Below are 19,717 nucleotides of genomic sequence, written 5' to 3'. Positions count from 1 at the left end.
ATTACTCCTGAAATTATCACCGACAGCAACTTTATACAGAGAAAAAACAGAATGCCATTTTAATATTGAAAAAAAACATCATTATGAAAAAGAGCATTTTAAATGTATTGTTGCTAACTGCAATTACAGGAGTTGCTATTGGTCAGAAAGTTTCTGAAAGCAAGGTGCCGGCAGCTGCAAAAGCAGCTATTATGAAAAAGTATCCTGCTGCAAGTAAAATTACCTGGGAAAAAGAAAAATCAAATTACGAAGCAAACTGGGGAGGAAAATCAGGCGAAGATATGTCGGTACAATTTACACCGGCCGGCGAATTTATTGAGGAAGTTGTAGCCATTACACCCGCCCAATTACCCGCGGGAGTAGCCGCCTATGTTAAGCAAAATTATCACGGCGCTAAAATTAAGGAAGCCGGAAAGATCACTGATGCTAAAGGCACAATTATGTATGAAGCTGAGGTTAATGGGAAAGACCTTATTTTCGACGAAAAGGGCGGTTTTTTAAAAAAAGACTAATAGCTTATTCTTTAGGCGTGCAGCTTTGCAATAGCCCAAACGGCTGCAAAAAATGCAGTCGTTTGGGCTATTAACAGATAACTAAAGCTTTTAGAGTTTAAAACGATAAGCTAACTTAAGCGATATAGCCGAGGGGATATAGTTTCCGCCGGTATAACCATCATATTTAGCGCCAATATCTACTCCATTTTTAAAGGCAAGGCCTATAGTTGGCGAGTATGCAAATGCCACATCACCATCAGACACAAAAGCAGCACCGGCATCTCCGCTTATATAAAATTGATTACCTGCATATAACCTTAAACCCGCTTTAACAGGAATGATACTTTTGCCTGATCTTTTTGCACCATAGCTGTAGGTATCATAACTGGTCATGTTATAGTAATACTGATACATATCAAAATAATGCGTAACACCTGCGGTGGCATAAGCTTCGAGATTGCGTGCAATTGGTTTATAAATACCGGCTTCGCCACCCAATACAAAACCATCATTTTGTGATATACCCGGATTAAGGCCGATAGCCAATTTCCAATCGCTGTCTCCATTTGTTCTTTTATGCGGAACCAATTTCCGGGTATCCAAACCATAGGCTAAACGCAATGATATATCTTTGGTAACACTACTTCTGGTAAAATCCTCATACCTGATACTTAAGTCTAACCCATTTTTAAAGGCAACACCAACCGACGGCGACCATAGAAAAGAAGTCCCCCATTGCTCAAAACCAAAGCCTGCGCCCGCTTCACCGGCCACATACAAATTATCATACAGGAAAAATTTAGCACCGGCTTTAACAGGTATTACATTAAACGGGCTGCCATACTGGCTATAGCCAATAAAATGATCTTTCTCGAAATAATGAGTAAAACCAGCGGTAAGTGTTGCAGCAAATTTGTTATTGAAGTTTTTTTGCAGCCTTACATCGCCTCCAAGGGTAAAAGCAAAAGGATCTTTAATTGGCACACCCGGACTAACACCAAAACCAATGCGCCAGCCAGTTTCATTTTGTGCATGGGCTACTGTAGTGGCCATTAAAAGTACAGAAACCGTAAGGGCTTTAAATAGTGATTTTATTAACATAGCAATTAGTAATTTATTTGATGTAATGACTGCTATGTGGCTCTATACCCCCACGCCCCGCTATTTATTTATTGACTTAACTTAATGCGATATGCCAACCTGAACGCAAATTGTTTGATTTGATAGAAACCGGTATAGTCTTCAAATTTAAGGCTGGCATCAAGGCCATTACCAAAATCGAAACCCAATGTAGGTGAGTAAACAAATGATTTAATAGTTTGCGAATCCCCAATTATATGACTGTGAACTCCATTTATAACTGTGTACATTCCGTCGTCGTGCTTGGAAAATGCTTCGCCTAAATCGCCCCCTATATACAACCCTTTAGTGAGTTTTGATCTTATGCCCACTTTAATTGGGATAATTTTATAGGGTGTTGCCAGGCTTTCAATAGCATAAGAATCTGTTATTTTAGAATAAGCCCAGTGGTAATTATTAAGCACTGAGAAATAGGTGTAGCCAACAGATAGCACGGCCGATAAATTATTCCCCAGATTGCGCTGTGTAAATAGCTCGCCGCCGTACACGGCCTTATAAGGTTGGTCCCAGCCAACGCCGATAGTACCGGCCAGCCCAAGCGACCAGCCATGCGATGTATCCGTACGTTTATCGGGCGATTTGGTAAACACCGAATTAAATGCTAAACCTGCCTCCCATCCCCAGAAGTTTTTTGTTTGGTGGCCATTATCGCCAGGTTCATACCCTTTATAATCCTCATACTTCGGCACGTTGGTTATGTTCTTATATCCATCAATTTGAAACGTTCCGCTATGGTTATAATGGTTATACGTTGGCCCTGCAATAAGGCTTATGTTTTTAGTGATCTGGAAATTAAGCAGCAATTTGGCTTGCGCCCAACGATCGTCCCACAAGCCTGTGTTAGCAAACTGATAATCAACTTCTGTTGATGCGTAAAATTTCTTGCTAAACATAAAATCGTGCCCTATGCCTAAACCAAAGGCATACATTTTTTTATCTGTAGATAAATTGGCCCCTGTAAGTAAAGTGCTGTAAAATGCGTGCGTACCCGTTTTTAAAGTAACGTTGGTATTCATCAGGTTATTGGCGGTGAATGAAACCTTGTAAAAACCGTTACGCACAATATTGATAAGGCCTATACTTGCACCGCACGAGGTATCGGCCACGTTAACCAAACCTATTTGCAGGCCTTTTAACTTGTGGGCCTCGTTATTTAAAACCGAAAGCTGCATACCGTGTACCTCGCCTTCGGCTTTATTGATGAAGCCTGCTACCTGCACACCTCTAACTGTATCAATTGCAAAATTGTGTACGCCCGCTACTTGTAATCCGCGTACGTTACCGCCAACCAGGTTAAATATCCCGGCGGCCTGTAAATAACGGGTGTCTTGTTTATTGATGTTAAACAAACCGCCAATCTCTAAACCATCTACTCCGGCAGTGTAGCCACCAATGAGGTTAAGCGAAAACTTGTTAACCACCTGCGAACTAAACATACCGTGCGAACTTAAACCAGGTGTTAATGAGATCTGAAAAGGCCGGCTTGCAAAGAAATCAGGGATGTTCATCGACTGGATCATTTGCCGGGTAGAGATAAATAACCGACCCAAACTGGTGCGCTCTACGCTTCTGCTTTTATTGCGGGCATCCTCATATAGTGGCCTGTCGTTACGTACGTTTACCAATACGGTTTGAAGAAAACGGATGGTGGTATCCCTGTACAATCGCTTACTCAACGTAATTGCCACCGAACCCAAATTGGGCGATCTGAACCTGAGTTTAAAGTACCCGTGCTCATCCGTCAATGCCGATACCAATTGGTCCTTTTCGTAAACGCTAGCATTCATGAGGCGCTCGCCGCTGGCTTCATCAGTTACAATACCACTTACAGAATAGGTATTGTTATCATTCGTAATATCGGCATTAATGAGCGATAAATGCGGCAAAGCCAACGTAATGATGATATAGTTTTTACGCTCTTCAAACTCGTATTTATTGCCAAGTAAATGCTTTACAATGCTTAATACCGGTTCATTATTGCTTGTCACACTAACCAGGCTATCTTTCGATAACTGACTGCCGCTGTATGAAAAATAGAAACCTCCTTGATTGCCGATGGCTTCGAGTACCTTACCTAAATGCTCGTGACTGAAACTTACAGATAGCTTCTTTCCAAGCAAGCCCTGCGCATGTACCTGCGTAAAGATGCCAAGCATCAATATTGATAAATAAAAGAACTTTAATATTTGTGTATAAGGTTTAGGCATTAAATACGGTTTATTTAAGGATGATCTGTTTGCCATTGGTTTCAACCGTGATTTTGAAGGTCCGGCTGATCACCTGTAAAATATCATCTAATGATTCATTTTTGAAAGTAGTATTCAAAAGCTGGTTGTTCAATTCTTTACGGCCGATAATGATGTGGCTGTCGTAGGCTTCATTCAGTACCTCAACCATTCGCCACAATGGCGTATTATCAGCAACAAACTCTTTGCTTCTGTAGTAAGTGTATAGCTTATCGGGGTTCTGTTCTTTTACCAGGTTTGAATTATCTCCAACCAGTACTTTATCACCAGGAGTAAGCGTAACTGAACCTTCCCTATTGCTTACCTGCACTATGCCGGTTTCTACAATAACTTCTACCCTGCCGTGTTTATTTTTTACATTGAATGAAGTACCCACCACTTTAATGACAGTACCCGATGTATTGATGATAAACGGTTTAGCCTTATTGGGCGATATTTTAAAGAAAGCCTCCCCTTCTTTTAATGACACCACACGCTGATTACCATTAAACCTTTGCGGGTACTGCAATATGCTGTGCCTGTTTAAAGTAATAACAGAACCATCGGACAGAGTATCAACCTTCACTTCATTAACTGAGGCAGTTAAAATTTCTTTATTGAAAATCCGGGCAAAATATAACCAGGCACCACCGCAAATAAGTAATAAAGTGGCTGCCACTTTTAACCAGGTAAAATTGCGCTGTATCCTTACCACTTTAGGCCGCGCTGCAATTTTTTGCTTCAGGGCATATAATGAGGCCTGCGCATCGAGTGGTTCTGTAAACTGCATTGTTTTACTGGTCTCCCAGATAGTGCGAAACTGTTGCAGACGCTGCTGATTGGCAATATCCAGTGCAAGCCATTTATCTACTTCAGCCACCTCTTCGGCTGAGGCTTCACCTAAAAGGTAGGTGATCAGTAAATCGTCGTTCATTTCCATATAATTTGTACCATCCATTATATGAGGTTAATTAAGATCCATAATATAAGCGGCAGATAATCTGCGAGTTGAGCCCGTAAACGTTTAAGCGCCTTACCCATTTGGTTTTCAACTGTTTTTATCGAGATGCCTAGCTCGGTAGCTATCTCGGCATACTTCAATTCCTCAAAACGGCTCATCTGAAAAACAATACGGCATTGCAGGGGCAAGTCATTAATGGCCTTATGCAAACGCTGCTCCAGTTCACGGAACTGAAGTTTGTTTGCCGGGGTTTCTGTTTGATGATTCATGGTGTTCATCGTATACGTTTGATGACTTTGTTTAACTTTTTGGTGCTTGATATAGTTAAGGCATTCATTATTTACCGCTCTGTATAAATAAGCTTTTATTGATGTATGTATGGTTATGGGGGCATTACGCTCCAGCATTTTTAAAAATACCTGGTGTACCATCTCTTCTGCCAGCTGTTTATCGGCCAACATGGTGAAGGCATAACTATACAGGGCCGGGTAGTTACTCAGATAAACCCGATCAAATGCCTCACCGCCCGAAGTTAATTCTACAATTGTGCTCGTATGATTCAATTTTGCTAAAGTATTATTTATGCCTCATAATTAAATGACAACTCACCACGCCACTCCCCCTATAGACCGGCCAAAATATTATATTAGCAACTTCAAACAGGTAATGAAAGCAGACACCATAGTTCAGATCAGTAACCGTATTAAGGAAAAGCGGCGTGAAAAAAATATTACCGTGCAGGAACTGGCTGATAAGGCTAATGTGAGTAAAGGCCTGATATCACAAATTGAGAACAGCCGTACCATTCCATCACTCATCGTTTTAATTGATATTATTAAGGCTTTAGAGATTGATCTGAACGTATTTTTCAAAGACATTAAAACCGGCAATGAACATGCGATGGTTTTAATAAAACATAAGAGTGAATATGAATCTTTTGAAAAAGAGGATGCCGTTGGTTTTAATTACAACCGAATTTTCAGCCAGTCGATCAACAAAGGGACTGTTGATATTGTATTGCTCGAATTAGCTGTTGGTGCCAATCGCCCTATGGTGCAAACAGAAGCCTTTGAATATAAATATATCATAGAGGGCATAGCCGAATACCAAATTGCCGACGAAGTTTACACCCTAAAGGTAGGCGACTCTATCCTCTTCGATGGCCGGATACCGCATACCCCAAAAAATGCAGGGTCATCTAAGCTCAGCATGCTGGTTGTTTACTTTTTTGAAACCGGGGATAACTAAGCGTTATCGGTTCAAGTTCACGACAATTAATCTTGCTGTAACTTCTTTCGATAGTCGGTAACGACAAGTCAATAATTTGTTGACTTATAAGAAATTACAACCACATCTAATTTCATCTTTCACCTGTAACTTGCAGAATTAGTCTGCAATCAGGAAAAATTTTGCCCTTTAAATCCTTACTAACCTTTCGCTAATATTAAGTTATTAAATTGGTTCATTCCTTAATTTCCCAAAAAACTTAATAGAAACTTAACACAAATTAAGTTTACAAATAGTAAACATAGTTTAGTTTTGATAAACAAATTAACGTTTTCAAAAACATCTACTAAAGTGTTAAGTATGTCACCAGGATTTCTAAAAAAATTCGATAAGCTATTTGCAAACCCGGTTTGGGTACTTATAGGCGCCTTTGGTACTTATTTTTGCATGTACGGTTTTCGCAAACCTTATACAGCCGCCACTTATGCCGATCAGAGTTTCTTACACATTAATTATAAAGTACTGCTCATTATTTCCCAAACCCTTGGTTATGTCTTAGCAAAATGGGTTGGGATTAAGTTTGTATCAGAAATAAAACGTGAGCGCCGGGTATTAGCTATTATAGGCTTAATTTGCTTTGCCGAAGCCATGCTGTTGCTTTTTGCAGTTATCCCCAAGCCCTGGAATATCATTTGCATTTTTTTAAATGGCCTGCCGCTGGGTGTTATATTCGGGTTGGTGCTGGGCTTTCTCGAGGGCCGTAAAACAAGTGAGTTTCTTATAGCGGGCTTATGTTCGAGTTTTATACTATCTGATGGTGTATCTAAATCTGTAGGTACATTATTACTTAACTGGGGCACGCCCGAAAGCTGGATGCCTTTTATGGCCGGGTTAATATTTGCAATACCCATGGCCTTATTTATTGGTATGCTAACGCTGGTGCCCGCCCCTACTGCTGCAGATGTAGAACACCGTACCGCCCGCGAACCCATGACCGGTGCCGAACGCTGGAAGTTTTTCTGGGAATACTTTCCTGGCTTATTAGGTATTACCATTGTATACCTGTTTGTTACTTTATTAAGAAGTGTACGTGCCGATTTTGCCGTTGAGATATGGACAGGCCTGGGTTACAAGCAAACCCCCGATCTATTCACCCGCTCCGAGATCTATGTTTCATTCGGGGCCATCCTGATTACCTCCTTTGCTGTATTAATTAAAGATCACTTTAAAGCTTTTGGTTTTGCCTTACTATCGGGCCTTACAGGCTTGGTGCTCATCTTTTGTGCAGTAAGATTTTTAGGGCATGGTATGGATGCATTTCCTTTTATGGTGCTTGTAGGCCTCGGTGTTTACCTGCCCTATGTGGCCATCCACGCCGTTGTTTTCGAACGGTTAATTGCCGTAACACGCGAAAAAGCAAACGTAGGTTTCCTGATGTACATTGTTGATTCGGTAGGTTATACCGGCTATATCGGGCTCATGCTGCTTAAATATCTCACCTCGTCTGAGACAGCTATTTTACCGCTCTTTATCCGTATTTGTATCTATATGAGTGCCATCGGCATACTGCTTATCATTTTCACCTACCTGTATTTTAATATCAAACTAAAACATAATGATTCAAGAGTTTCCTCATTTTCCGCAAGGTAAGGCTGCGATATTTAGTGCACCGGGTAGTCCTTTTAAATTGATAAACGGCGAAGTACCTGCGCTTTCGGAAGGTGAAATATTGGTAAAAAACCTTTATACCACCATTTGCGGCAGCGATGTGCATACCTATTGCGGCCACCGGAAAGAGCCAGACAATGTAGTGCTGGGGCACGAAATTGTGGGTGATATATTGTGGCATCATCCATCAGCCCAAATTAAAGATCTGAATGGCAATAGCACTAATACAGGCGACCGCATTGTATGGTCTATTTTTGCAGCGCCTCCCACATCGGTCCCTCCTCACCCAGATATGCCGCAAAAAAGTGCGGGTTTATTTAAATATGGGCATGCGCCTGCAGCCGGGAATGATATTTTTAATGGAGGCCTGGCCGACTATTGTATCCTGAAGTCCAACACTGCTTTCTTAAAAATATCGAAGGATATACCGCTTAAAGTTGCTGCCACCATCAGTTGTGCACACTCAACAGTAGCGGGCGCGTTGCGTATCGCGGGTGAAATTAAAGATAAGCGGATTATCATCTTCGGTGCAGGCTTGCTGGGGCTTTCATGTTCGGCCATGTGCCGCGAGGCTGGTGCAAAAAACGTTGTACTTGTTGATACAGACGAATCGCGTTTAAAATGGCATAATAGTTTTGGGGCAGATGAAGGCATGCTGTTTGCCGACATACAATCTGGCACAAAGCAAACCGAAGGTGATATTATATTTGACATAACCGGGCACCCCGAAGCCATGAAAACCGGCATAGACTGTTTATGTTTAGGTGGCTATGCTATCTGGATAGGTGCGGTATTCCCGGCCAATGCGGTGCAGGTTGATGCCGAAAAAATTGTGCGTAAACTATTAACCATCCGTGGTCTGCACAACTACAATTACCAGGATTTTATAGCGGCTACATCTTTCGTAGAACGTTTTTATCAGCAATACCCTTTTGAACAATTGGTTGAAAAAGAATTTACGCTGGATGACGTAGAAGAAGCTTTTGGCTTTGCAGCGAATCAAAAACCGGTTCGTGCCGGGGTTAAAATCAGTTAAACCTTATAATAATTTAATAAAATGGAAAATATTAAAATGGTGGTATTCGACATGGCCGGAACCACGGTAAATGAAGATAATATTGTGTACAAAACCCTGCAACAGGCAATCAACAATGCAGGTTTTAATGTAACCTTGGACCAAGTATTGGCACAGGGTGCAGGCAAAGAAAAACTACAAGCTATTAAAAGCGTACTGGCTGAATACGCCGATAACCACGATAAGCAATTGGCTGATAGTATTTACCAGGATTTTGCTGTGCAATTGAAAAAAGCGTATGAGGTTAATCCAATATTCCCTCAGCCTAATGCGATAGAACTTTTTACCGAACTGAAAAGAAGGAACATCCTCACCGTTTTAAATACAGGCTATAACCGGCAAACCGCTCAATTTATTATTGATAAACTGGGATGGAAAGAAGGTGTTGATTTTGATGGCCTGGTAACCGCATCCGATGTTCCGCAGAACAGGCCTAACCCGGACATGATTTTTTTTGCTATGAAACGCTTCGGCATTACCGAACCAGCTTCGGTAATCAAAGTCGGTGATTCGATCATTGATATTGAAGAAGGTAAAAATGCAGGCTGTGCTTTAAACATAGGTATTACAACGGGTGCACATACCGTAGAGCAGCTCGAATCGGCACATCCTGATCGGGTTATCAATAATCTGATCGAACTTCTGGCCTTTATTGGTTAATCAATACCGTAGGATACGCTCCCCGGATACAAACATTTTGGCGATAAAAATTTCGCTAAGCTGGCTGGGCAATACCGGCAAGGCTTTATTAAGATTATTTGCGTTTCACAAATATGTTGATGTTTAATTTTTATGTTTCAATAAAAACAGGCGCGAGGCCTGTTTTTTGTTTGGATGTAACCTTCACGCAAGTCCTTAAAAGCTTTTTTAAAATGATAAAAACATTGAATTAAGGTTATCGAATTATTAAGAAGGCAACTAATGTATAAGTCATACTTGTGCATTTTATGTATTATTTATGGTAAATCCCGGTAATTAAGCGTACCTTACCAACTTATAATAAAAATAATGGCAACAGGAACAGTAAAATTTTTTAATGAATCAAAAGGATTTGGCTTTATTACGCCAAATGATGGTGGTAAAGAAGTATTTGTACACGTTACAGGTTTAATTGACCAGGTACGTGAAAACGATGCAGTAAGCTACGAAGTGGAAGAAGGAAGAAAAGGCCCAAGCGCCGTTAAAGTAAAAATAGCATAACAACATTGGCAAGATCAACAGAAACATTTAGTAAAAAGGAAAAGGAAAAGGCCCGCCTAAAAAAGGCCAAAGAGAAAAAGGAAAAAGCCGAATACCGGAAAGCAAACCCCGGAGGCTCAAGCCTTGAGGACATGATGGCTTACACCGATGAGTATGGCAACATCACTTCAACCCCACCCGATCCGTCGAGGAAAATTAAGGTTAACCTCGAAGACATTCAGGTTAGTGTAGCCAAACAGGAAGATATTCCGTTTGATGCAGTAAGGAATGGAATTGTCAGCTTTTTTAACGAAGCTAAAGGCTATGGATTTATCAAGGATCTGCAAACTCAGGAAAGCATTTTTGTCCATATTAACGCTTTAACAGAGCCAATTAAGGAAAACAATGCCGTAACTTTTGAGGTGGAACAAGGCCAAAAAGGATTAACCGCGGTTAAAGTAAAAAAGAAATAAATAGCGATTAAGAACATCTTATCGATTCTCGCTTAATCATATACAAAGCCCGGTCTGCAAATGCAGATCGGGCTTTGTTGTTACGTTTCACATATTGTCAGATTTTTGAATTTTAATAGGGTATTTGTCTGTCAGCTGTAAACTAACAACCTTAAACCCATACCGGTTAATTGAGTAATATTTCAATTGCCTTTACTTTGCGTATATTGTTTTATTAGAAATTTTAAATCTAAGCGCATAATGGATTTTATAGGCTATCAACAGATTTTTCAGGATATTATAAACGACCCCAATCCTGCATCCCCTTATGATAATCCAGACTATCTGAATTACACTAAGCTAAACTGGGCACGGCAGCATCGCTGGCTAAAATCGGGCATATTGAATGAAGTTTTAGCCGGCATTATAGAGCGTATAACCCATCCTCAATTCTGGACTATTATTACCGAACCCTGGTGCGGCGATGCATCGCACAGCATACCCTTTATACATCGGTTATCTGAACTAAACCCATTAATAAAAGTAGACTATCAGTTAAGGGATGCCGAACCATTTCTCATCAATCAATATCTTACCAACGGGAGCAAATCAATCCCCAAGCTAATTATTGCTGATCAGGACAATAACGAACTTGCTGTTTGGGGGCCAAGGCCGGCCGGCTGCCAGGCTTTATACGATCAATTACTCAAAGACCATGTACCAATGGAGGAAAAGAAAATTGCCTTACAACAATGGTACAATGCCGACAAAGGGGTAAGTTTGCAATTAGAACTGACAGCCATTTTTTCGCGGCTTTTAGTCTGATACAAACTCATCTCCCACGTCATGTCGCAAGTAATTACAGCTCAATTTGTTGATATAACTAACAAGGATATTTATCCGGCCACGGTAACTATTGCCGATGGGCGAATACAATCAATCCAAAAAATCGAGCATGCCGGTGATGCTTTACCCTACATCCTCCCCGGTTTTGTAGATGCCCATGTGCATGTAGAAAGCTCAATGCTGGTACCGGCAGAGTTTGCGCGCCTTGCAGTTGTACATGGCACCGTTGGCACCGTGAGCGACCCGCACGAAATTGCCAATGTTTGCGGCATTGCCGGCGTAGAATACATGATTGAAAATGGCAAAACAGTGCCCTTCAAATTTAATTTCGGCGCACCGAGCTGTGTACCCGCAACCATTTTTGAAACCGCAGGGGCACATTTAAATGCCGCCGACGTTGACGCTCTGTTGCAGCGGGATGAAATCAAATACCTTACTGAAGTTATGAACTTTCCCGGGGTACTAAATAAAGACCCTGAAGTAGTGTCTAAAATAGCCGCTGCACAAAAAGCCGGAAAACCTATTGATGGCCACGCCCCGGGCCTGCGCGGCGAAACTGCAGGTGCATACATCGATGCCGGTATCAGCACAGATCATGAATGTTTTACTAAAGATGAGGCTTTGGATAAGCTGAAGTACGGTATGAAGATCCTGATTCGCGAAGGTAGTGCCGCCAAAAATTTTGATGCGTTGATTGACATGCTGAATGATTACCCAGACATGATTATGTTTTGCAGCGACGACAAACATCCGGACAGTTTAGTTCTGGGCCATATTAACCAGCTTTGTGCCCGTGCGGTTGCTAAAGGCGTTAATGTTTTTAATGTATTAAAGGCTACCTGCGTTAATCCTGTAAAACATTACAAACTCGACATCGGTCTGTTAAACGAAGGCGATTATGCCGACTTTATTATTGTTAATGACCTGGTTAATTTCGAGGTATTGCAAACTTATATTGATGGCGAGCAGGTTGCATTGAACGGTAAATCAGCCATAAAATCTCGACAGGCTACTATTATCAATAATTTTACTGCGGATAAAAAATCACCTGCTGACTTTGAGTACCCACAGCCCTCGAATCATGAGCTGATCCCTGTTATTGAAGCCATCGACGGGCAATTGATCACCAATAAACTATTGGTGGCCATGCAGCCCGTAAACGGATTGCTGGTTACAGATCTGCAAAACGACATCCTGAAAATTGCCGTGGTAAACCGTTATAAGCAAATGCCTATTGCTAAAGGCTTTATCAAAAACTTCTGTTTAAACCGCGGCGCAATTGCGTCATCTGTAGCGCACGATAGCCATAATATTGTAGTGGTTGGTGTAGATGACGAAAGTATTTGCCGCGCTGTAAACCTCATTATTGCCGCCCGGGGCGGTATTAGTTGCGTAAGCGATACCGAAGAGATGATTTTGGCCCTGCCCATTGCCGGGCTAATGAGTGAAAAAGATGGGTATGAGGTTGCCGAAGCCTATACGGCTATAGATGCAATGTCTAAAAAATTAGGTTCTACACTGTCATCACCATTCATGACCTTATCATTTATGGCCTTGCTGGTAATACCACATCTCAAATTAAGTGATATGGGTTTGTTTGACGGTGCAGAATTTAAACTAATCAGCTAAGCTAATACAGCATTTTCCTGGTTAAATTTTATCGTGTTTAGATAAAATATAAGCTTAGGTAAATACGCGTCGCAAGTGTCGTAGCCACAATCGTATTGTTGCTTCCCTTTCCATAAAATGTATACAATGTTACCCTCATTGGTTGAATGCATATAAAATTGCCATTGCTTCATCACTAGGAAAATGCTTAGCCCTCCCGAAAAGGTAGTGTTAAGCGTAATATAATCTAACATCCCCCTGCCGGTGATGTACATAATTAGCCTTTCGGCATTGCGTTGCGCAACTTCACTTAAGCCAGGGAAACCCTCTGGGGCCTGATTAATAGCCATTTTAATTTCAGAATTCATTTTAATAAATAAAAAATGTAAACAGTAGTACCACAATTAATATTAAATATCATTCGTTTTTTACAGACAGTAAGCTCCCGCCACAGGTAAATTCACCTATGCCAAGTTTCATTATAAATAGCAAGTACGTTTAGAAATTTTAATCACACAGCGATTACGGCACCGATGGTATTCATCGTTGCCTGATCGCCCGGTTTATATTTAGAGGGTTAATAATTCAGAAATAAAAACACCTTTCATTTTTTGCATTTACAGCCCCATAAAAAAACAAACCGGGTTTAAACATAGGTATAAAAAACAAAAAATGCAATTATTTAAATTTTTATTGAAAGAAAAGTTAAAAACCACCCAAATACAGCAAAAATTGCGGATTCAGGCTTGAATCAATGGTTGATAAAAGCCTACCAAACAAATGAAAATACCTCTTCATTTTGCTTAAGCCACTGGTTAAACAGCTCAAGATTGTTCTCTTTGCCACTTATATCAAATTCAAAATTGGTTTGGGTGTCCTGTCGGGTCTCTTTAAAGTTGCGGACTTTAAGCTGATGCTGGGCAAATTTCTCGTTTAGCTGGTTATGATTATATTCGCCACGGCAGGTAATGGTGTAGTTACGGTGTTGAAAACGGCTATCAATATAATCCTGCAAGTATTCCATTACCGAGAGAATGATGAGCGAGGTAACGAGCGACAATGCTGTGAGGCCATACTCCCCTATCCCAATCAGCATACCTAGTGCCGCCGCAATCCAGATGGTGGCTGCCGTTGTAATGCCTGACACCGAAAAGCCATTTCTATAAATAACGCCAGCCCCCAGAAAGCCTACTCCCGTAATAATATTGGCAGCAATGCGGTCCTGGTTACCCGGGAAACCCAGTTTATAAGAGCAGATGGTAAATATGGTTGCCCCCACACTAATAATAGCCAGCGTTCTGAAACCGGCAGGCTTACGCCTAATTTCGCGCTCCAGCCCTACCATGCAGCCAATTACAGCTGATAAAAGTATTTTAAAGATTTCCTGGTTATACTGAATGTGGTCTGGATTTACCATAATTTATAAAATTATAGATATTTTATTGAATCTAACATTTGTTAATTAAACCCATCAAAAAATTAAGTTCCTCAATTTGAATATACTTAGGCCATAAAATCACAATCCACAAAGCATTTTTTATTTTTTCTCTTGCAGAATATTCTTTTCTGTCTATATTTGCAACCCCAACGCGAAAGTAGCTCAGTTGGTAGAGCACGACCTTGCCAAGGTCGGGGTCGCGAGTTCGAATCTCGTCTTTCGCTCCAGCAGAAAAGCCCTTCAGAAATGAAGGGCTTTTTTTGTGTGGGTTCGATTCCCACTCTGAGTATTCACATCTAATTCATAATCCTTAATTTAGCGCCATGAAACACGAAGAGGTAGTTGCAGCGCTTAAAACGATTGCAAACAAAGGATTGGCCAAGGGTATAAGTGCAGAGGATTTGCAAAGTTTAAAATCATACACCCTGATAGATATTATAACTGACGCCAAAACTAAAAAAACAACCTACGCTTTAACCAAAAAAGGCCGCGTAATGTTGAAGGCAAACTCTAAAGACCAGCAAGCACCCGAAGATAATTCAGCAGAGTAAATAGCATTCTTTATTTAATTCAGTATTAAATGAAAGCCCTTTGTTTCGACATTTTTGGCAGCCCTGATGTTTTGTATTATGGCGATGTTGCCGATCGGGTTATCGGCGATGACGAAGTGATGGTTAAAACAAAGGCCATCGGCTTAAATTTTGCCGATACCTACCGCCGTAACGGCAACTATCATTTGGTAGGCCAGCCACCATTTATTGCAGGTTACGAAGGTGCGGGCGAAATTGTACAGATTGGCAAAAACATCAGCCACCTAAAAATAGGCGACCGTATTGGCTTTGCCGATGTACCTTTGGCCAATGCCGAATTGGTTGCAGTACCCGCAAGCCACGCTATCCCCTTACCCACAAATATTGGTCTCGAGACCGCAGCAGCCATGTTATTGCAAGGCTTAACAGCACAATATTTAACTACCGACAGCTATCAGGTAAAGCCTGGCAATGTTATTTTAGTACATGCTGCTGCTGGTGGCGTAGGTCAGTTATTGGTACAATTGAGCAAGCATTTTGGGGCTACAGTTATCGGCTTAACATCATCGGCCATAAAAAAACAGAATGTTATTAATGCAGGTGCCGATGATTGTTTTCTGTATAACGAAGACTGGAAAAAACAACTTGTAGATAAATACAAAGGTGTTGATGTAGTATACGAAAGCATCGGCAGCACCTTAATGGACAGTTTTGAAGTTACCAAAACCGGAGGCACAATTGTTTTCTTCGGTTTTGCAGGGGGTAACCCACCATTAATTGATCCACGGATGCTGATGGATACCTCAAAAACCATAACAGGCGGCGACCTTTGGAGTTATCTAACTTCGGCCGAAGAACGTTTAAAACGCTCTGCTGAGTTGTTTAACTGGATAGAACAAGGAGTTATCAGCGTTGACATCAGCAGAAAGTTTGCTCTCAGCGATGGCGCTGCTGCCCATGCTTTTCTGGAGAGCCGCCAAAGCACTGGAAAAATATTGCTGATCCCTTAATAACTTCTTTAACAAGCTATCGGCCTCCCTCCCATCATTTTAGCTTATCTTTGATGCCAATCCAACGGTACATGATAAAGCAAGCGCTCGATAACTTAAAGATAAATGCCCTTAACCCCATGCAGGAGGCCGCCATTGCAGCTGCTAAAAAAAGTGATGTCATATTGCTTTCGCCTACAGGTTCGGGCAAAACGCTGGGCTTTTTATTGCCATTACTGGGTTTGCTTGATGCCAACATCCCAGCCGTGCAGGCAATGATATTGGTACCATCCCGCGAGTTGGCTTTACAGATAGAGCAGGTTTTCAGGGCTATGGGCAGCGGCTTTAAAGTAAACTGTTGTTATGGCGGCCACGATGTAAAAATCGAACGCAACAACCTGTCGCAGCCACCTGCTGTATTAATTGGCACACCGGGCCGTATTGCACATCACCTGCGCCGAGAAAGTTTCAGCACGGACACTATCAAAACATTGATACTCGACGAGTTTGATAAGGCTCTCGAATTCGGTTTCCAGGAGGATATGTCGTACATCATCAAACAAATGCCGGCCATAAAAAAACGGATCCTTACCTCGGCCACACAAATGGACGAGATTCCGTCGTTTACAGGCATTAACAAACCCGTTAAACTTGATTATCTGGATAAAACAGAAACAGTCTCCAACCTTAAGCAAAAAGCAGTAGTTGCCGAAGCAGCCGATAAACTGGAAGCGTTGTTTGCACTCATTTGCAAGGTAAGCGACCAACCTACACTTGTTTTCTGTAACCACCGCGAAGCAGTTGACCGCATCAGCGACCTATTGTACGACATGGGTCTGCCCCACGATATTTTTCACGGTGGTATGGAGCAGGATGATCGTGAGCGGGCATTGATCAAATTCAGAAACGGCAGTCATAGGATCTTAATTACTACCGACCTGGCTTCGAGAGGACTGGACATTCCAGAAATTGAGCACATCATCCATTACCAGTTACCGCATAACGAAGAAGCTTTTATCCACCGCAATGGCCGTACAGCACGAATGCATGCCACAGGTACATCGTATTTAATGTTAACACCTGATGAAAAGCCTGCCTATTTAAAGGAAGTTCCTGAGATTGAAGATTTGTCTGCCGATCCTGTTCTGCCTAAACCATCACCCTGGGCTACGCTGTATATTGCTGCCGGTAAAAAAGATAAAATTAACAAGGTAGATATAGTAGGCCTGCTTCTACAAAAAGGAGAACTTGCCAAAGAAGATCTGGGCTTGATAGAGGTGCTCGACCATTCATCGTATGCAGCTGTAAAACGTAACCGTATAGAGCGTGTTGTACAGTTAGTTAAAAACGAAAAAATTAAAGGCAAAAAAATAAGAATAGAAATTTCCCGCTAATACATAAACTTACTATTATGAGCAATAACGATATCATGAAAAAGCTTCGGGTAGCTTTAAAATTTACAGACGACGATATTATTAAGGTTTTGTTACTGGCCGATTTCAAGGTAACCAAAAATGAGATCAGCGCCATCTTTCGCAATGATGACCATCCCAACTTTAAACCTTGCGGCGATCAGATCCTCCGCAACTTTTTAAACGGGTTGATTATCTACAAACGCGGCCCCCGTCCGCCAAAGGCTCCGAAGCAAGACCCGGCATAAAAACAAAAAGCCCGGCTATTAAATAGCCGGGCTTTTATTTTAAGTTCTGTTTTCTGCTTAAACTACAGTATCTCTTCTCAGGAATCCTAAAATTAAGGAAATGATAGCGATAACTAATAAGATGTGGATTAAACCACCTGCAGAATATACGAATTCGCCTAATACCCATCCAATGATTAAGATAACTGCGATGATATATAATAAAGATCTCATGACTGTTTGTTTGTTTTTTAAAGGTAAATGATGATGTTTTTAATTGTATTGATTTATACAATAGGTATACCATATTTCTATTTAATGGCTTAAAAGGCATTAAACACGTATTTTTTAATATTTAAAACAAAATATTGTCTTAAATATTAAAAAAATAGCTTATTAATCAGGACAGTTTGCAGACAATGGGATGACATACCCTTCATTTCCGGTCGCCAATTTTAGTCTTCAGAATACGCTTTTATTGTAAATTAGTATCTGGTGTCCAATTTCAATACTCCTGATTGTTATGGATATATAAGTACATATCACACAACAATTAAATTTTAACAAAATGGATGAATTTATTTTAATCTTCAGGCACGAAGACGGCAACAAGGTAGCATCACCAGAACAGATCCAGATCTGGATGAAACAAACGATGGATTGGATTGGCGGCATTGCAGCACAAAACAAATTTGTAGGCGGCAACGGTTTATCCTTTGATGATGCCCGTATTGTTAAGTACAACAGTGTAGTAACCAATGGCCCTTTCGGTGAAATTAAAGAAACAATCGGCGGCTATATTATAGTTAAAGCTGAGTCGGCCGATGAAGCTGCCGAATTTGCCAAAGGCTGTCCGGTTTTACAAGGCGATGGCAATAGTGTTGAAGTGCGCAAACTGGCGAAAAGAGATGGTGTTCATTAAAACTACCAAAGCCTTCCTTAATTGAGGAAGGCTTTTCTTTGTCATGCAAAACCAGGAATTAATAGACCACCTGTTCAGAACAGAGTTCCGTAAAATAACGGCGGTACTCTGTAAATACCTGGGCATCGACCATATTGATATTGCCGAAGATATTGCCGGTGAAACATTCCTTTCGGCACTCGAAACCTGGCCGTATAAAGGTGTCCCACCCAACCCATCGGCTTGGTTGTATGCTGTCGCTAAAAACAAAGCAAAAAATCATATTATCAGAGGTCAAATTTTTGCAGATAAGATAGAGGGCACACTTACTTCTTCCCTGCCGCAGGAGTATGAAATTGAGATTGACCTTTCGGATCAAAACATTGCCGATAGTCAGTTGCAAATGCTGTTTGCTATATGCAATCCCTCAATTTCTGTAGAGGCACAAACGGGGCTTGCCCTGCGTATACTATGTGGCTTTGGTATTGATGAAATTGCCAATGCATTTTTGAGCAATAAAGAAACCATTAACAAGCGTTTGTTTAGGGCGAAAGAAAAATTAAGGGCGGAAAAAATCAAAATCGAATTTCCGCCACCAACAGAGATCAACAAGCGCATAAATGCGGTGTTAACCACTTTATATTTATTGTTTAACGAAGGTTATTATTCAGAAAGTCAGGATAGCGTATTGCGCAAAGACCTGTGTTTAGAGGCCATGCGCCTTACCTATATGCTGATAGAAAATGCGCAAACCAATCTGCCCGTTGTAAATGCATTGCTTGCCTTAATGTGTTTCCACTCTTCCCGTTTTGAAGCCCGAAAGAATGCCCAGGGTGAAATTATTTTGTACGATGACCAGGACGAAACCTTATGGGATAAAAGCCTGATTGCCAAAGGTGCTTATTATCTTAACCAGGCATCACAAGGAAACGAAATTACCAAATATCACCTCGAAGCCAACATTGCCTGGTGGCATACCCAAAAAGCAGATACTCCCGAAAAGTGGGAAAGTATTTTACACTTATTTAATCAGTTGTTGGTAATCGAATATTCGCCCATTGCAGCGCTTAACCGTACTTATGCGGTTTCGAAAGTACGCGGAAATGCAGCCGCAATAATTGAAGCAGAGAAACTGAAACTAACTGATAATCATTTCTATTTTACCCTACTCGGCGAATTATATAAGGAAATTGATACCCAAAAAGCTAAGCAACATTTTGCACAAGCATTGCTGCTTGCCAAAACCAGTGCAGATAAACAGCTTATTCAGCAAAAGATTGATAAGCTTTAACCAATCCTTCCAACTCCGCAAGAAACGGGTTCTATACCTATTTACATGTACCGA

The 19,717-nt window shown here is 41.1% G+C and carries 22 protein-coding genes and 1 tRNA gene; 16 read left to right on the top strand and 7 right to left on the bottom strand.

The window, feature by feature from the left end; translation table 11 throughout:
• Nucleotides 1–83 precede the first annotated feature (83 nt).
• On the top strand, nt 84–512 hold the full coding sequence (locus PQO05_RS12930) for a PepSY-like domain-containing protein (RefSeq protein ID WP_273633335.1): 429 nt from the start codon (nt 84–86) through the stop codon (nt 510–512).
• A gap of 90 nt (nt 513–602) precedes the next feature.
• On the opposite strand, the gene PQO05_RS12925 is transcribed toward PQO05_RS12930, so the two are convergent.
• The 4 genes from PQO05_RS12925 to PQO05_RS12910 all read right to left on the bottom strand — a co-directional run bounded on the left by PQO05_RS12925 (nt 603) and on the right by PQO05_RS12910 (nt 5,383).
• On the bottom strand, nt 603–1,595 hold the full coding sequence (locus tag PQO05_RS12925) for a hypothetical protein (protein ID WP_273633334.1): 993 nt from the start codon (nt 1,593–1,595) through the stop codon (nt 603–605).
• Between the two features lie 68 nt (nt 1,596–1,663).
• On the bottom strand, nt 1,664–3,877 hold the full coding sequence (locus PQO05_RS12920; RefSeq protein WP_273633333.1) for an LA_2272 family surface repeat-containing protein: 2,214 nt from the start codon (nt 3,875–3,877) through the stop codon (nt 1,664–1,666).
• Nucleotides 3,852–4,817, bottom strand: coding sequence for a FecR domain-containing protein (locus PQO05_RS12915; protein WP_273633332.1), 966 nt, complete (start codon nt 4,815–4,817; stop codon nt 3,852–3,854). The genes PQO05_RS12920 and PQO05_RS12915 overlap by 26 nt, the downstream gene beginning before the upstream one ends.
• Nucleotides 4,817–5,383, bottom strand: a complete 567-nt coding sequence (locus PQO05_RS12910; RefSeq protein WP_273633331.1) for an RNA polymerase sigma-70 factor — start codon at nt 5,381–5,383, stop codon at nt 4,817–4,819. Before PQO05_RS12910 ends, PQO05_RS12915 begins: the two co-directional genes overlap by 1 nt.
• Nucleotides 5,384–5,486: 103 nt before the next feature.
• Here PQO05_RS12910 and PQO05_RS12905 point away from each other — a divergent pair, with 103 nt between their 5' ends.
• The 8 genes from PQO05_RS12905 (at nt 5,487) to ade (ending at nt 12,896) form a co-directional block, all read left to right on the top strand.
• Nucleotides 5,487–6,068, top strand: a complete 582-nt coding sequence (locus PQO05_RS12905; protein WP_273633330.1) for a helix-turn-helix domain-containing protein — start codon at nt 5,487–5,489, stop codon at nt 6,066–6,068.
• 339 nt (nt 6,069–6,407) lie between these two features.
• Nucleotides 6,408–7,697, top strand: coding sequence for a DUF5690 family protein (locus tag PQO05_RS12900; protein ID WP_273633329.1), 1,290 nt, complete (start codon nt 6,408–6,410; stop codon nt 7,695–7,697).
• Nucleotides 7,663–8,751, top strand: coding sequence for a zinc-binding dehydrogenase (locus PQO05_RS12895; protein ID WP_273633328.1), 1,089 nt, complete (start codon nt 7,663–7,665; stop codon nt 8,749–8,751). The genes PQO05_RS12900 and PQO05_RS12895 overlap by 35 nt, the downstream gene beginning before the upstream one ends.
• 21 nt (nt 8,752–8,772) lie before the next feature.
• Entirely contained in the window at nt 8,773–9,450 is a 678-nt protein-coding gene (locus PQO05_RS12890; protein WP_273633327.1) for an HAD-IA family hydrolase, read from the top strand.
• A gap of 348 nt (nt 9,451–9,798) precedes the next feature.
• Nucleotides 9,799–9,990, top strand: coding sequence for a cold-shock protein (locus PQO05_RS12885; protein ID WP_174313819.1), 192 nt, complete (start codon nt 9,799–9,801; stop codon nt 9,988–9,990).
• Between the two features lie 5 nt (nt 9,991–9,995).
• The gene (locus tag PQO05_RS12880) at nt 9,996–10,442 is read left to right on the top strand and encodes a cold-shock protein (RefSeq protein ID WP_273633326.1); all 447 of its coding nucleotides are present in this window, start codon (nt 9,996–9,998) and stop codon (nt 10,440–10,442) included.
• Nucleotides 10,443–10,682: 240 nt separating this feature from the next.
• Nucleotides 10,683–11,246 carry a thioredoxin family protein gene (locus PQO05_RS12875; RefSeq protein WP_273633325.1) on the top strand — a complete coding sequence of 188 codons (564 nt, stop codon included), beginning with the start codon at nt 10,683–10,685 and terminating at the stop codon, nt 11,244–11,246.
• Nucleotides 11,247–11,267: 21 nt separating this feature from the next.
• Entirely contained in the window at nt 11,268–12,896 is a 1,629-nt protein-coding gene (ade, locus tag PQO05_RS12870; RefSeq protein WP_273633324.1) for an adenine deaminase, read from the top strand.
• Here the strand turns inward: ade and PQO05_RS12865 are convergent.
• Both PQO05_RS12865 and PQO05_RS12860 read right to left on the bottom strand, forming a co-directional pair.
• Nucleotides 12,893–13,243, bottom strand: a complete 351-nt coding sequence (locus PQO05_RS12865) for a hypothetical protein (protein WP_273633323.1) — start codon at nt 13,241–13,243, stop codon at nt 12,893–12,895. The genes ade and PQO05_RS12865 overlap by 4 nt on opposite strands.
• A 401-nt stretch (nt 13,244–13,644) precedes the next feature.
• A complete protein-coding gene (locus PQO05_RS12860) occupies nt 13,645–14,292 on the bottom strand; it encodes an MgtC/SapB family protein (RefSeq protein WP_273633322.1) in 648 nt (215 codons plus the stop codon).
• A gap of 172 nt (nt 14,293–14,464) precedes the next feature.
• Between PQO05_RS12860 and PQO05_RS12855 the strand changes: the two genes are divergently transcribed.
• The 5 genes from PQO05_RS12855 (at nt 14,465) to PQO05_RS12835 (ending at nt 17,492) form a co-directional block, all read left to right on the top strand.
• A tRNA-Gly gene (locus PQO05_RS12855) sits at nt 14,465–14,540 on the top strand.
• 96 nt (nt 14,541–14,636) lie between these two features.
• On the top strand, nt 14,637–14,864 hold the full coding sequence (locus PQO05_RS12850; protein WP_273633321.1) for a hypothetical protein: 228 nt from the start codon (nt 14,637–14,639) through the stop codon (nt 14,862–14,864).
• 29 nt (nt 14,865–14,893) lie between these two features.
• The gene (locus tag PQO05_RS12845; protein WP_273633320.1) at nt 14,894–15,853 is read left to right on the top strand and encodes a quinone oxidoreductase family protein; all 960 of its coding nucleotides are present in this window, start codon (nt 14,894–14,896) and stop codon (nt 15,851–15,853) included.
• A gap of 71 nt (nt 15,854–15,924) precedes the next feature.
• Nucleotides 15,925–17,226, top strand: coding sequence for a DEAD/DEAH box helicase (locus PQO05_RS12840; RefSeq protein ID WP_273633319.1), 1,302 nt, complete (start codon nt 15,925–15,927; stop codon nt 17,224–17,226).
• 17 nt (nt 17,227–17,243) lie between these two features.
• Nucleotides 17,244–17,492, top strand: a complete 249-nt coding sequence (locus tag PQO05_RS12835; RefSeq protein ID WP_273633318.1) for a DUF1456 family protein — start codon at nt 17,244–17,246, stop codon at nt 17,490–17,492.
• A gap of 57 nt (nt 17,493–17,549) precedes the next feature.
• Here the strand turns inward: PQO05_RS12835 and PQO05_RS12830 are convergent, their stop codons facing one another.
• Nucleotides 17,550–17,705, bottom strand: a complete 156-nt coding sequence (locus PQO05_RS12830) for a lmo0937 family membrane protein (RefSeq protein WP_174314988.1) — start codon at nt 17,703–17,705, stop codon at nt 17,550–17,552.
• 334 nt (nt 17,706–18,039) lie between these two features.
• On the opposite strand from PQO05_RS12830, the gene PQO05_RS12825 reads away from it, so the two are divergent.
• Together PQO05_RS12825 and PQO05_RS12820 are read left to right on the top strand one after the other, a co-directional pair.
• The gene (locus PQO05_RS12825) at nt 18,040–18,393 is read left to right on the top strand and encodes a YciI family protein (RefSeq protein WP_273633317.1); all 354 of its coding nucleotides are present in this window, start codon (nt 18,040–18,042) and stop codon (nt 18,391–18,393) included.
• A gap of 43 nt (nt 18,394–18,436) precedes the next feature.
• Nucleotides 18,437–19,663, top strand: a complete 1,227-nt coding sequence (locus PQO05_RS12820; protein WP_273633316.1) for an RNA polymerase sigma factor — start codon at nt 18,437–18,439, stop codon at nt 19,661–19,663.
• The last annotated feature ends 54 nt before the right edge of the window (nt 19,664–19,717 follow it).

The sequence above is a fragment of the Mucilaginibacter jinjuensis genome (assembly GCF_028596025.1).
In the GTDB taxonomy this organism is placed as follows: Bacteria; Bacteroidota; Bacteroidia; order Sphingobacteriales; family Sphingobacteriaceae; genus Mucilaginibacter; species Mucilaginibacter jinjuensis.
Note: the sequence above shows the minus strand (reverse complement) of the source record. Positions and strands in the feature narration are given on the sequence as shown.